The sequence below is a fragment of the Mycobacterium sp. IDUB_17 genome (genome assembly GCF_055419465.1).
Genome location: NZ_JBVAXS010000001.1, coordinates 1,244,433 through 1,256,892, shown reverse-complemented (window position 1 = coordinate 1,256,892; position 12,460 = coordinate 1,244,433). Strand labels below are relative to the sequence as shown.

The following is a 12,460-nucleotide window of genomic DNA, read 5'->3' as shown; positions in this document are numbered from 1 at the left end:
CCGTCGGGTGTGGGCAATGTGGGCAATGGGCAGGTGGGGCGAGGTCGACACGCAGGCGGCAGGGCAGCCCGAGGGGGAGGGCCTGTTCGCCATGTTCACCTCGATCCGTCTCGTTGTCTAGCCGAATGGCTAACCAGAACTTAGCGAGATATTAGCCTATTTAAATGAGTCGCAAAACGGTGACACAGCCTTGACTCCGCGCGCCCAATGTCCAGCCTTGGATGATCGTCGAACGTTGCCCTGAGGTGCGCAGGGCGAGGTGGAGCGGCTTTTTCGTATTGCGCAAAAAGCAAGCGGGCCTCTGCGGAGCCACCGATTGTGATGGAGCTAACGGGAATAAAGCGGGGCCCCACCGCCGCGTGACCGGCGACGGGGCCCCGTCCTCATCGAACTCGGTGGCTAGTGCCAATCCCAGACGGACATGTCGTTGGGCGGGTAGTTCTGGCAGACGTCGGTGGTGTTGGCCGCGACGCCCTTGTTGTTGAAGAACAGCTTGGCCCAGTTCGGCCAGCGCCAGGCCATGTTCTCGAAGAAGGCGTTGGTGGCGGTGTTCTCGGAGTACTGGCGGCGGCCCGCGTAGTCCATGGAGAAGAACCAGTGGATCCGGTCCTGGGCGCCCTGCTGATCGGCGACCGGCTTGTTGTTGTAGTCGATCATGTAGCGCTCGTAGTACACCGGTTCGACGTCGCGGGCGGCGGCCATGATCTGCTCCGCGGTGCACGGCGTCCTGAGGATCCGGTTGGGGATCGGGTAGTCATCGGTGGCGTCGGCCGAGGCGATGCCGGCCCCGGCCAAGCTCCCGGCGACGGCACAGGCGGCCACTCCGGTACGGATCAGGTTCTTGACACTCTTGCGATTCAACATCTCGCTCCAAAGCTCTGAGATCGGCGTCGGGAATCAGACTACGGCCGGGTAGCGGCCTGTTCGTAGATAAAGCGCTGATCGGGGCAGTAGTAATTGATTGCGGTACCAAGGAACTGCCACGACTGGGCATCGGAGCTGTCCTTGGCCAGCTGCTTTTTCACGAAACCGACCGAGTCCTGGGCATTGTGGTCGACACCGTTGTGCAGTCGCTTGCACATGATCTTGGCGATCCAGGCGTTGTAGTCACGCTGCCCATAGATGCCGAAAGTGTGCAGCTCATTCGCGAAATCGGTGTCGGGATCGGCTTGTGCGGGAGCGGCGAAGGCGATAGCCGCCGCGGCGCCGATTGCTGCCAGACCTGCAAGCTTCATGCGGTGAATCTTAGCCCATCTAAGCCTGTTTCGTGTGTGCGGTTTACTCATCCGATTGCAGACACCATCGGGACATACTGTTCGGCGCTCGTCAGCGAACCGTGATGGCCGATCAACGACGACTCCATGGGCTCGACGGAACGCCGCAGCAACGCGGCGGCCCCGCGGGCCGCGGCGACGACGTCGCCGATGCGGGATCGGACGTCGTCGCGTACCCGCGGGCCGAACCACCCCTCAGCGATTGCCTCATCTCGCGACATCACCCACGCGGAATCGCTCAGGGTGGTGCGCCACGCCGCGAGAACGTCGTCGGCCGCCCCGGCGGCGGTGTAGACGTGGCGGGCGCGGGCCTCGCCGCCGATGGCGGTCACGCCGTCGCGCAGCGGTTCACACTCGTCGATGTCGTGCACGGCGGCCGGGTCCACGGTGACCATCCCGTGGTCGGCCACGACGGTCAGCAGGCATTCTGACGGCAGGGCCTCCAACACCGATTCCACCAGGCGGTCGACCTGCCGCAACTGCATCCGCCACGCAGGCGAGCCGGGTCCGTGCAGGTGGCCCACCAGGTCGAGGTCGGCGTGGTATCCGTAGCAGAAGCCGCTGCCCGCGACGGCTGCGATGACCCCGGCCGCGAGATCGCCGAGTGCGGTCACCCCGACATAGCGTCCGCCGCGCAGGAGCGCCCGGGTCAGACCCGAACCGGCGTGCTCGGCGCCCGAGACGACCGAGACCTCGAACCCGGCCGCCCCAGCACGCTCGAAGGTGGTGGGCGACGGTTGAATCAACTCGGGCACCACACGGTCGCGCAGGTCCGGCCCCCACGGATGGGGGCGCCACCGCAGCGCATTGATGACGTCGAATTCCGGACCGGCCTCGGGGACCCGGAACGAGTAGCCGACAAAACCGTGGTCGCCCGAGCGGCGCCCGGTGCCGATGGCCGCCAATCCTGCTGCCGTGGTCGATGGAAACCCGACACTCAGAGTCCGGGAGGGCGACTGGTCGGCCAAGGCCGTCAGGACCGGCGCATCGGCGGCATGGGTGGCGAGCAGTTCCGCGCCGAGCCCGTCGATCAGCAGGACACATGCGCCGCGGATCGGGCTGGACCAGAACAGACGCGGTTCGAATCCTGGCGCCCCCATCGCGGCGAGTACCGAGGGCACGACGTCGGCCAGGTGGGGTGCATCGGGATCGGGACGCGGAGACTCCACTCCGCGAGCGTGCCACAGATCACGTCAGCGGGTTTTGGCAAGGCAGACCTCCCCGCAAGTGCGCCCGACCACTCCGCCGTACCCGGTACGCTGGGTTTTCATGAAGCCGATGAAAGCCGTGATCTTCGCCGCCGCTTTGGCGGTGTCCGCAGGTGGGGCGTTCAGTGGCATTGCCAGTGCCGATCCGGAGACGCCGGCGCCCGTCCCTGCGCCAGGCCCGCCTCCGGGCCCGGTCGATGCGGCACCCGCTGCACCCGCCGCGCCCGGTGCCCCCGCTGCGCCCGTGGCTGCGAAGGCAATGGACCACGACGGCCTCTTCATGGTCGGTACCGATATCCAACCCGGCAACTACGCCTCGGCTGGGCCGGTCGAGGGCGGCACCTGCTATTGGAAGCGGATGGCCGATCTGCACGGTGGCGACATCATCGACAACGCGTTCACCAAGAAGCCACAGGTCATCACGATCGAGGCCACCGACAAGGCGTTCAAGACCAGTGGCTGCCAGCCGTGGCAGCCGACCGACGCCGTCCCCGACACCCCAGCCAACGGCACCATCCCGGCTTTGGTCGGCCAGGCCAAGCTGCGCGCGTGGATGGATTCACTCAACAACAATGCCCGCAATTACGACGGTTCCTCGGTGCCGATGCCCTGATGACCCGGCGCTGAGTGATCAGCCGGGCGGGATCAGCGGGGGCCGGCAGGCAGTCCCGACCGGGTCCCACCACCAGCCGTTGTCGCACATCGGGGGCGGCGGCACCACCGGCGGGCGACAGGCGTTGGCCACCGGGTCCCACCACGCACCGTTTTCACAGCCCAACGGCACGACCGGTGGCCGGCACACACTTGCCACCGGGTCCCACCATTCTCCGGCCCCACAGTCGGCCCAGCTGACGGCCGGCGTCGCCACCGTGACTACCGCCATCAGACCGAGCGGTGCCAATACGGCGCCGATGCCTGCGGTGCAGCGGCCGATGATGCTGGTCATCTCAAACCTCCCCGAGAGATCACGTGACCCGACCCTATCCGGCCATCCGGTCGACGGCCAGGAATCGGACACGCCGCGTCGCCGCTGACCACGACGGTCACCGTCCCCTTGTCTGCGCGTCAATTTCTTTGCTGCACAAGATCATCCGAGCCCGCCGTCGCCGGCGGGCGGGAGTCGCCCAGGTGGTGCACACCGCGCGGACAGCGCGCCCCGTAACGGCACGCTGCTAGTCTGCGAGAGCTGCCGGTTGCGTCAATCGCGGGCCGATCCGCCCGGCCAGCCGCGGCAATGACATTTCAAAACAGCGAAGTGACGAATCAGCTGAGTGGATACGGAAAAGGGTGTTGTGCGCGGCGCAGAGATCAAGGCCCTGACGGGTCTGCGCATCGTGGCAGCGGTGTGGGTGGTCCTGTTCCACTTCCGGCCCCTGCTGTATCAGGTGGCGCCCGATGTCACCAAGGCACTGGCTCCCGTACTCGACCGCGGCGCGCAGGGCGTCGACCTGTTCTTCATCCTCAGCGGTTTCGTCTTGACCTGGAACTACATCGACCGGATGGGGCCAACTTGGTCCACCCGGGCCACGTTGCACTTCTTGTGGCTGCGGTTGTCGCGGGTGTGGCCGGTGTATCTCGTCACGCTGCACCTGGCCGCGCTGTGGCTGATCTTCACGCTCAACGTGGGGCATATCCCGCCCGAAGACACCAGCGGCTACAACGCCGTCAGCTACGTGCGTCAGCTCTTCCTGGTGCAATTGTGGTTCCAGCCCTACTTCGACGGTTCGAGCTGGGACGGGCCCGCTTGGTCGATCAGCGCGGAGTGGTTGGCCTACCTGCTGTTCGGAGCGCTGATCATGGTGATCTTCCGGATCGCGCGGGCCACCCGGGCGCGCAGCCTGGTCCTGCTGGCCATCGCTGCCGCTGTGCCACCGGTGGTGCTCTTGATGGCCACCGGCCACTTCTACACCCCGTGGAGCTGGCTGCCGAGGATCGTCATGCAGTTCACCGCGGGTGCGTTGGCGTGCGCGGCGGTGCGCAAGCTGCACCTGACGGATCGGACCCAGAAGCGCGCGGGTTACCTGTCGATCGTGCTGGGCGTTGTGATCGTCGGCGGGCTGTACTTCTTCGACAAGCACCCGATGAACACCGTCGGCGACGCCGGCGGCATGGTCGACATCCTGTTCGTCCCGCAGGTGGTCGCCCTGGCGGTCGGCGTCGGCAGCCTCCCCGCGTTGCTGTCCACCCGGCTTCTGGTCTACGGCGGACAGATCTCGTTCGGCCTGTACATGGTGCATGAGTTGGTCCACACCGCCTGGATCTGGACGACCAGGCAATTCGAGCTGACCCTGACACCCACGCTCTCGGGCAAGTTGACGCTTCTCGGCCTGTTCGCGATCTCAGTGGTCGGCGCGATCGCGCTCTATCACCTCGTCGAGGAACCGGCGAGGAGGTGGATGCGCAGAATGGTCGACATCCGTCCCGTTGACTCGGTCGGAAAGAAACTGCACCGAGTCGACACCGAGCCCGAGGGCACCTCCGACGAGGTTTCAGCGCGCGCGGGCTGACCCGTTGTAACCTTCCAAACCCGCTGTGCGACAGGTTGTTATGCCCTTGTTATCGCTGTGTCACCGGCCGCCTATCTACGGCCCAGCTTCACACCATAGGCTGTTCGGCGTATTGCGGTCCGGGACGAACTGAGTCTCGCTGGGAGTGGAGGTTGCAGTGAGTCGTCTGACCACTTTCATTGTCTCGCTCGCCCTCGTGGTGGGGCTGTTCGCGCAGGCCCCTCAGCAGCGTTATGTCACCTCGGGCCTGGATCCCCAGATCAACCACATCGCGGTGATCGGGGATTCCTACACCACAGGCATGCTCGCCGAGGGCGGTATGGGGCCGAGGAACTGGGCCCCGCTGGCCTGGCAGGAGTTGGCCCAACGGGGCGTGCAGGTGGATGCCGATGTGGTGGCCGAGGGTGGTGCCGGCTACGAGGCCCGCGGCAACCGCGGCAGCGTCTTCGCCGACCTGACCGCCCGGGCGGTGCAACCCGACGACGCGTTGATCGTCTTCTTCGGCTCGCGCAACGACAAGGACTCCGATCTGGGTTCGGTCACCCGCTTGAGCCACGATGCCCTGACCACGGCCCGGCAGTCCGCGCCCACCGCTCGGATGCTGGTGATCGGGCCGCCTTGGGTGGATGCCGATGTGCCGCCGAATCTGCTGGGCGTTCGTGACATCCTGCGAGACCAGGCTCGGCAGGTGGGGGCGACGTTCGTCGATCCGATCGCCGAGCGGTGGTTCTTCGATCGCCCTGAGCTGATCGGCGCCGACGGTATCCACCCGACCGATGCCGGCCATGCCTATATGGCCGACAAGATCGCGCCGTTGATCGGCAAGGAGCTTCCGCGCTGGGTCTGAGCGTGGGCATTCAGCCACTGGATGTGGTGCGGAACCGGTCTCGGTAGGCCTTCGGCGATACCCCGAGGTGGTTGACGAACACGCGTCGTAGGGTCTCGGCGCTCCCGAATCCGGCCAACCGGGCGGTTTCTCCGACCTGGCGGCCCGCGTCGAGGGCCGCTCGGGCGACATCGATCCGCACCGTTTCGACATAGCGCGCGGGTGTGGTGCCCAGCTCGGCCTGAAACAGCCGGGTCAGCTGTCGGGTGCTCAATGAGGCCAGTGCCGCAAGGCTTTTCACGTTGTGGTCTGCGGTCGGGTCAGCCGCGATCGCGTCGGTCACCCGTCGCAGCGCCGACTCCGCGGGAGCGTCCGACTCGACCAGCGTGGAGAACTGCGATTGGCCGCCGGCGCGCTTGAGGTACACCACCAGTGACCGTGCGACGTTGCGTACCAGCTCAGCTCCGAAATCCGATTCCACCAGTGCCAATGCCAGGTCGATGCCCGCCGACACCCCGGCCGAGGTGTAGACGTCTCCGTCCCGGATGAAGATCGCGTCGGGCTCGACCGAGATCGTGGGATACGCCCGCGCCAACAGCCGTGCGTGCCGCCAGTGCGTGGTGGCCCGGCGACCGTCGAGCAGGCCGGCCTCGGCCAGAATGAAGGACCCCGTGCAGATCGACGCCAGCCGTCGGGTCCGGGTGGGTAGGTCTCGCAGCGCTGCCACCAGCCCGGGATCGATCGGCCGACCCACGAGATTGTCTCCGCCGGACACCAATACGGTATCCACGCCGGTGATCTCTGCGATCCGATCGGTCACCGCGAACCTCGTGCCGATCGAGGTGGTGACGTCGGCGCCGTCGACCGAGGCGATCCGGAGGCGGTAGTCGGCGCCGAACCGGTTGGCCTCGGCGAAAACCTCGGCGGGTCCGGCGGCATCCAGGAGTTTCATCCCGTCGAACACGACGATCACGACCTCACGTGGCCCCACCGCCTGTGCCATCGGTCCATTGTGTCGCTTTCTGTGGGAAAGGTGGCGCATCGGACATGGGCCGGGCCGAGGGCCGCGTCGGAGACTGGTTGCACCGTTAGCACCTGAACCCGCCTACCCACTGATCCACGTTTGAGAGAGACACATCATGACGACCTCACTGACCAACAACATCGCCGGGATCGACCTGCCGGACACCGCGCTGGTGCGGGAGACCACCGAGTACATCCGCGACGTCGAGGATGACCTGTTGTTCCACCATTCCCGCCGGGTGTTCTACTTCGGCGCGCTGCAGGGCCGACGCCGGGGGCTGACGCCCGATCTGGAATTGCTGTACGTGGGTGCGATGTTCCACGACCTCGGACTCACCGAGCGGTACCGTGCGACCTCACAATTGCGTTTCGAGGTCGACGGTGCCGATGCCGCGCGGGACTTTCTGTTGCAGCGCGGGGTCGACGAGGCCGCCGCGCGCAAGGTCTGGCTGGGAATCGCGCTGCACACCACCCCGGGCGTGCCGGAGTTCCTCGATCCCGAGATCGCGCTGGTGACAGCGGGGGTCGAAACCGATGTGCTGGGGATCGGCCGTGATGGCCTGACCCCGGACGAATTGAGTGCCGTCACCGCCGCGCATCCTAGGCCGGACTTCAAGAACCGGATCCTGCGCGCATTCGCCGATGGGGTGCAGCGGCGGCCGGGGTCGACGTTCGGCACCGTCAACGCCGATGTGCTCGCACATTTCGACGACTCGTTCGTGCGCGAGGACTTCGTCGAGGTGATCCGGAACAACAGCTGGCCGGAATAGCCTGCCCCGCAGCCGAATTCCGCTATCAGCTCTCGCTGGAGCGACGTTCGGCGAGCTCCCGCAGCGGTGCGGGCAGGGCATCAGCCCGCAGAATCTCGGGCAGGTGTTGTGGCTCAAGTGTCAGCGCCCGGAACACGAATCCGATGGTGATGTCATGGTCGGGCCTGTCGGTCACCACGATCTCGTCGCCGGCCGATACCGACCCGGGTGTCACCAGGCGCAGATAGGCACCCGGAATCGCCGCTCTGGTAAAGGTTTTGACCCATCCGTTGATCTGCAACCAGGTGGCGAAGGTCCGGCACGGGATGCGCGGTCGGGACACCTCGAGCTCGAGCCCGTCGGACCCGACCCGCCACCGTTCACCGATGACGGCGTTGGTGACGTCGATGCCCGCGGTGGTCAGGTTCTCGCCGAACACACCATTGGCGATCTCCCGGTCCAGTTCGGTCTGCCAGGCGTCGAGGTCTTCCCGCGCGTAGGCGTACACCGCCTGATCGTTTCCGCCGTGGAACTGATGGTCGCCGATCGTGTCGCCGATCAGGCCGCTACCCAGCCCGCCGTGCATCGGGCCCGGAGCGCGTACCGCGACCGCCCCGTCGACAGGCCGCTTGTCGATGCCGGTGGTGGCGCCTGCCTCGGCCGGATTGGGTCGTGGATGTGCGATGTTGACCGTCAGTACCCGCGCCATGACAGCCAGCGTAGTTGCTCAGTAACTTGGTGTCGCAAGACGATTCGGGACGGCCGGCGGTGGTGGCACCGGCAGGCACAGTCCGGTCGCCAGGTCGAGCTGCCGGCCCGGCACACAGAACGGTGAACATCCGTTGGTGACGCCCGTTTCTCCGGGCGCGCACGCCGAGCTCGGGGCCGGCGTCACGATCGTGGCCACGGCCATCGACCCGGCCGACAGCACCGCCGCGGACACCACGGTGAACATCCCGCGCCACACTGCGCTCGTCATTGGTTGTCTCCTCATGAGTCGCACCTGACCGGCCTATGCGCGCAGTGTAGGCCGCGCATACCGGAGGCGCGGGCAGTTGCCCCGTTGTCGGCCGGTGGCCGGGTCGGTCCGCTAGCGTCACGTGGTTGTGCAGACCCTGATCGACTTCGACCGTGCGCCCGTCTTCGCCATTCCGACCATCGAGCCGGTCGGTGGGCTCACTGTTCGGGAGGGCATGCTCCTCGAGGGGCCGCAGGGATGGGGGGAGTTCAGCCCGCTGCCGACCGACCGGGCGCTGGGTCGTTGGCTCACCGCGGCGACCGAGCCGGGCACCGTCGGCTGGCCCGACCCGGTGCGTGGGCGAATTCCCATCGCGGTCACCGTTCCCGCCGTCGACGCCGCACACGCTCACCAGATCGCGGCGGCATCGGGCTGCCGGACCGCGGCGGTCGAGGTCGGCGCGGGTGGACTGGCGCAGGATGTCGAGCGGGTGCGGGCCGTGCGCGACGGGCTCGGTGCGGGCGGGGTGATCCGGTGTGACGCCAAGGGGCGGTGGGATCCGGACACCGCGGTCACCGCGATCGCGGCCCTCGACCGGGCGGCCGGTGGACTGGAGTTCGTCGAGCAACCGTGCCGGACGATCGATGAACTCGCGCAGGTCAGACGTCGGGTCGAAGTGCCCATCGGGGCCGGTGAGTCGATTCGCGACGCCGACGACCCGATGGGCCTGCGCCTGGGAGAGGCAGCTGACATCGCGGTACTCGCCAGCGGACCGCTGGGCGGGGCGCGGCGTGCATTGCGGGTCGCCGAGTCCTGCGGGCTGCCCTGTGTGGTCAGCTCGACGCTGGAGACGACCATCGGCCTGGCGGCGGGGCTCGCGCTGGCCGGCGCGCTCCCTGAGTTGGCGTTCGCGTGCGAGTTGGGGACCAGAGGATTTCTCGCCGGCGACCTCGTCGCGGATTCCCGTTCTCTCCTTGCGGTCGACGGCTACCTACCGGTGGCTCCGATGCCCCCCGCTCCGCAGCGTGACCGACTCGAGCGGTACGCAGTCACCGACCCTGCGCGACTGACATGGTGGCGCGAGCGCCTGCAGAGCGCCATATCTGCCTCTTGAACAGCCCTGATGCATGTTCCGGGCGGTCGCCGAGCGACCCGGCCGGGAACGCTCCGCCGAACAGATTCAAGTAGCGCACTACGCATGTGTGCGCCGGCCCGGCAACTCGAGAATCGACTTGGTCAGCTACCGCTGGCGGGAAGATCCAACGGAGGATGCCATGTCGTTGTTCGCCAAGCTCTCGGAACTCCGGGCCGTAAAGACCCAGGACTCCGGTGGGACCGACGAGCTCAGTATCAGCAGAGCTGATGGATTCCAGTTCAAGGCTGTGTCGATGTGCCAGGGGGATGTGGTGGATCTGGACCGACTGCTGCCGTTCGACGGCCGGCTGGAGATCGTGTTGCGGGAGGTGGATGTGCGTACGGACGAGATGGAGGACGTCGGCTCGATATTCATCTGTTCGGACGAGTTGGGACGAGGAGAGCTCACCCAGCAGTTCAGCGGGGCGGGCGCACTGTACGACCTCACCTACAAGGTGATCTGAGAATCTCAGTCCTGCACGGCCTTGGCGATCGCCACACAGGTCGTCAACGAGTCCGCGTCGGGATCGGCCGCCTCGGTCAGCTCCCACATCGCGTTGTGCAGCATGCGCACGATCACCCAGGCCCTGGCCCGGTCCGCATCCAGGCCGGCCGCATCGACCAGGGTCGACAACCGCCGCCGGACCCCGTCGCGGACATAACCGGCCAGCTCGTCCCACCGGTTCCACAGCATCGGCGCGACCTCGTAGTGCGGGTCTCCGCTCATCGGCTTGGGATCGATCACCAGCCACGGCTCGCGGTCGGCGGCGAGGACGTTCTCGTAGTGCAGGTCGCTGTGGATCAGGGTGCCGGTGGTCGCGGGATCGGTGGCCAGATCCTTGCCGAGTGTGATCGCCTGCTCCACCAGCCGACGCGGAACCGGGGCGTTGCGGGGGAGTCGTGTCAGGTCGGCGGTCCACCGTTCGGTGCATTGGGCGAGTGACCGCAACTGCGGCAGGGCCGGCACGTGAAGCCGGGCGTAGAGCTCCGCGACGATCTCGCAGGCCTCAATGTCCCACAGCTCGTTGAGGTTTCGCTGTTGCAACCGTTCCAGCAACATCGTCCGGCGGTGCGGATCGGCCCGCAGCAGCCGGACCGCACCGGTACCCGCCCACCGGCGTAGCGCCAGGTGTTCGTGTTCGGACTCATCGTCGGGGAAGGCGGCCTTGAGGACCGCCAACGCCCCTTCGCCGGTCCGCACCGGCAGCACGATCGAGCAATAGCCGTGAAAGGCAGGCCCGTCGGCGTGCAGGTCCCATTCGTCGAACTGGTCCCGGATCATTCGCGGCAGGCCATCGACCCACGCTTGCCACTGCGGTCCCCGCGCGCCCATCGCGCGCACCGCCTCGGGCAGATCGATCATCGCGATCCATCGTCGCACCCCGGCCTGCCTGCCCGCCGAGCACCCGGTTTTGACAGACTGTGCCCCATGGCACAGATAACCTTCAAGGGAAACCCCATCAACACGGTCGGCGACCTGCCGGCAGTCGGTAGCCCGGCCCCCAGCTTCTCGGTCACCGGCACCGATCTCGGTACCGTCACCAACGATCAGTTCCAGGGCAAGTCAGTGCTGCTGAACATCTTCCCGTCGCTGGACACCGGGATATGCGCCGCCAGCGTGCGTACCTTCAACGAGCGCGCCGCTGCCGGCGGCGCCACGGTCCTGTGCGTGTCGAAGGACCTCCCGTTCGCGCTCAGCCGTTTCTGCGGAGCCGAGGGGATCGAGAACGTCATCACCGCGTCGGCGTTCCGCGACAGCTTCGGCGAGGATTACGGAATCACCATGGCCGATGGTCCGATGGCCGGTCTGCTGGGACGCGCCGTCGTCGTCATCGGTGCCGACGGCAACGTGGCCTACACCGAACTGGTGCCCGAGATCGTTCAGGAGCCCAACTACGACGCCGCGCTGGCCGCGCTCTGATCGTCGTAACCCTTCCTCACCGGCGCGCCTCGCGCCGGTGAGGAACCGGCAGGCACTCAGATCGGCCACTGCTCGCGGCGATAGGCCGCATCGAAGAACATCCACTCGTATTTCGCCGTGACCACGAAATGGGCTCGTGCGGCGGCTTCGTCCGCCCCACCCAGAGTCGGTCCGACCCGATCCGTCAGATCGAGCACCTCAGCGACAGTCGCGGCGAACTCCTCACCGCCGTAGCTGTCGATCCAGCGCTGATAGCGCCGATCAGGCGATCCGCGTTCCAGCAATGCCGCGCCGACCTGAGCGTAGATCCAGTAGCAGGGCAGAACCGCCGCCAACCCCTCGGCGAAGGTGCCGCTGTAGGTAGTGGCCAGCAGATAACTCGTGTAGGCGCGCGTGGTCGGGGTGACCGGCGTCGCGTTGAGCGCCGCGATATCCAGCCCCAGCTCGGGCAGAAGTTCGTTGTGCAGACCCAGTTCGACATCGAAGACCTCGGCGGCATGTCGGGAGAACATCGCCGTATCGGCCAGGGTGGGGGCCTTGGCGGCGACGATCGTCAGCGCGCGGGCGTAGTCGCGCAGGTAGTGCACGTCCTGTGCCACGTAGTGGGCGAATGCCGCGTCATCCAGGCTGCCGTCGGTGAGACCGGTCAGAAACGGGTGCGCGAGGATCGCGGTGTACGTCGGCTCGATCGCCTCCCAGAGCCGGGCCGACCAGGATTGCGGGTTCGCATCGGGGTGCATGACACTATGGTCTCAGGTGATCCGCAAACGTTGTGTGCCCCGTCGGCGTGCCGTGCACCACAACGATTTTCGCGGTGGGGAGGTCAAATCTGACCTGCCCCGCGCACTTTGCCGAAGCAG

16 protein-coding genes are annotated in these 12,460 nt (G+C 66.8%); 7 read left to right on the top strand and 9 right to left on the bottom strand.

Going from position 1 to position 12,460, the window contains the following annotated elements:
- Window positions 1-399 precede the first annotated feature (399 nt).
- The 3 genes from ACZYZ7_RS06020 to ACZYZ7_RS06010 are packed head-to-tail and all read right to left on the bottom strand — an operon-like array spanning window position 400 to window position 2,443.
- On the bottom strand, window positions 400-864 hold the full coding sequence (locus ACZYZ7_RS06020) for a DUF5078 domain-containing protein (protein WP_463740470.1): 465 nt from the start codon (window positions 862-864) through the stop codon (window positions 400-402).
- Between the two features lie 38 nt (window positions 865-902).
- Complete coding sequence (locus ACZYZ7_RS06015) at window positions 903-1,235, bottom strand: DUF732 domain-containing protein (protein WP_450071902.1); 333 nt, start codon at window positions 1,233-1,235, stop codon at window positions 903-905.
- 47 nt (window positions 1,236-1,282) lie between these two features.
- The gene (locus tag ACZYZ7_RS06010; protein ID WP_463740469.1) at window positions 1,283-2,443 is read right to left on the bottom strand and encodes an alkaline phosphatase family protein; all 1,161 of its coding nucleotides are present in this window, start codon (window positions 2,441-2,443) and stop codon (window positions 1,283-1,285) included.
- Between the two features lie 100 nt (window positions 2,444-2,543).
- On the opposite strand from ACZYZ7_RS06010, the gene ACZYZ7_RS06005 reads away from it, so the two are divergent.
- A complete protein-coding gene (locus ACZYZ7_RS06005) occupies window positions 2,544-3,095 on the top strand; it encodes a hypothetical protein (RefSeq protein WP_463740468.1) in 552 nt (183 codons plus the stop codon).
- Window positions 3,096-3,113: 18 nt separating this feature from the next.
- Here the strand turns inward: ACZYZ7_RS06005 and ACZYZ7_RS06000 are convergent, their stop codons facing one another.
- Complete coding sequence (locus ACZYZ7_RS06000) at window positions 3,114-3,365, bottom strand: hypothetical protein (protein ID WP_450071930.1); 252 nt, start codon at window positions 3,363-3,365, stop codon at window positions 3,114-3,116.
- Window positions 3,366-3,774: 409 nt separating this feature from the next.
- Between ACZYZ7_RS06000 and ACZYZ7_RS05995 the strand changes: the two genes are divergently transcribed.
- Window positions 3,775-4,989: an acyltransferase family protein gene (locus ACZYZ7_RS05995; RefSeq protein ID WP_463740567.1), complete on the top strand. Its 1,215-nt coding sequence runs from the start codon at window positions 3,775-3,777 to the stop codon at window positions 4,987-4,989.
- 157 nt (window positions 4,990-5,146) lie between these two features.
- The gene (locus ACZYZ7_RS05990) at window positions 5,147-5,836 is read left to right on the top strand and encodes an Rv0518 family GDSL lipase (protein ID WP_450071899.1); all 690 of its coding nucleotides are present in this window, start codon (window positions 5,147-5,149) and stop codon (window positions 5,834-5,836) included.
- 10 nt (window positions 5,837-5,846) lie between these two features.
- On the opposite strand, the gene ACZYZ7_RS05985 is transcribed toward ACZYZ7_RS05990, so the two are convergent.
- Window positions 5,847-6,818, bottom strand: coding sequence for a GlxA family transcriptional regulator (locus ACZYZ7_RS05985; RefSeq protein ID WP_463740467.1), 972 nt, complete (start codon window positions 6,816-6,818; stop codon window positions 5,847-5,849).
- Window positions 6,819-6,954: 136 nt separating this feature from the next.
- Between ACZYZ7_RS05985 and ACZYZ7_RS05980 the strand changes: the two genes are divergently transcribed.
- A complete protein-coding gene (locus ACZYZ7_RS05980; RefSeq protein WP_463740466.1) occupies window positions 6,955-7,608 on the top strand; it encodes an HD domain-containing protein in 654 nt (217 codons plus the stop codon).
- A 25-nt stretch (window positions 7,609-7,633) separates the two neighbouring features.
- Here ACZYZ7_RS05980 and ACZYZ7_RS05975 read toward each other — a convergent pair whose 3' ends face one another.
- Both ACZYZ7_RS05975 and ACZYZ7_RS05970 read right to left on the bottom strand, forming a co-directional pair.
- Window positions 7,634-8,296 (bottom strand): MOSC domain-containing protein, encoded by a 663-nt coding sequence (locus ACZYZ7_RS05975; RefSeq protein WP_463740465.1) that lies wholly within the window; start codon window positions 8,294-8,296, stop codon window positions 7,634-7,636.
- A gap of 18 nt (window positions 8,297-8,314) precedes the next feature.
- Window positions 8,315-8,566: a hypothetical protein gene (locus tag ACZYZ7_RS05970; RefSeq protein WP_463740464.1), complete on the bottom strand. Its 252-nt coding sequence runs from the start codon at window positions 8,564-8,566 to the stop codon at window positions 8,315-8,317.
- A gap of 127 nt (window positions 8,567-8,693) precedes the next feature.
- Here ACZYZ7_RS05970 and ACZYZ7_RS05965 point away from each other — a divergent pair, with 127 nt between their 5' ends.
- Window positions 8,694-9,659, top strand: coding sequence for an o-succinylbenzoate synthase (locus ACZYZ7_RS05965; RefSeq protein ID WP_463740566.1), 966 nt, complete (start codon window positions 8,694-8,696; stop codon window positions 9,657-9,659).
- A 160-nt stretch (window positions 9,660-9,819) separates the two neighbouring features.
- Window positions 9,820-10,143 carry a hypothetical protein gene (locus ACZYZ7_RS05960; RefSeq protein WP_135454894.1) on the top strand — a complete coding sequence of 108 codons (324 nt, stop codon included), beginning with the start codon at window positions 9,820-9,822 and terminating at the stop codon, window positions 10,141-10,143.
- A 5-nt stretch (window positions 10,144-10,148) separates the two neighbouring features.
- Here the strand turns inward: ACZYZ7_RS05960 and ACZYZ7_RS05955 are convergent, their stop codons facing one another.
- Window positions 10,149-11,042 carry an aminoglycoside phosphotransferase family protein gene (locus ACZYZ7_RS05955; protein ID WP_135460064.1) on the bottom strand — a complete coding sequence of 298 codons (894 nt, stop codon included), beginning with the start codon at window positions 11,040-11,042 and terminating at the stop codon, window positions 10,149-10,151.
- A gap of 66 nt (window positions 11,043-11,108) precedes the next feature.
- Between ACZYZ7_RS05955 and tpx the strand changes: the two genes are divergently transcribed.
- Entirely contained in the window at window positions 11,109-11,600 is a 492-nt protein-coding gene (gene tpx, locus ACZYZ7_RS05950) for a thiol peroxidase (protein ID WP_135454892.1), read from the top strand.
- 56 nt (window positions 11,601-11,656) lie between these two features.
- On the opposite strand, the gene tenA is transcribed toward tpx, so the two are convergent.
- Window positions 11,657-12,340 carry a thiaminase II gene (gene tenA / locus ACZYZ7_RS05945; RefSeq protein ID WP_463740463.1) on the bottom strand — a complete coding sequence of 228 codons (684 nt, stop codon included), beginning with the start codon at window positions 12,338-12,340 and terminating at the stop codon, window positions 11,657-11,659.
- Window positions 12,341-12,460: the final 120 nt, after the last annotated feature.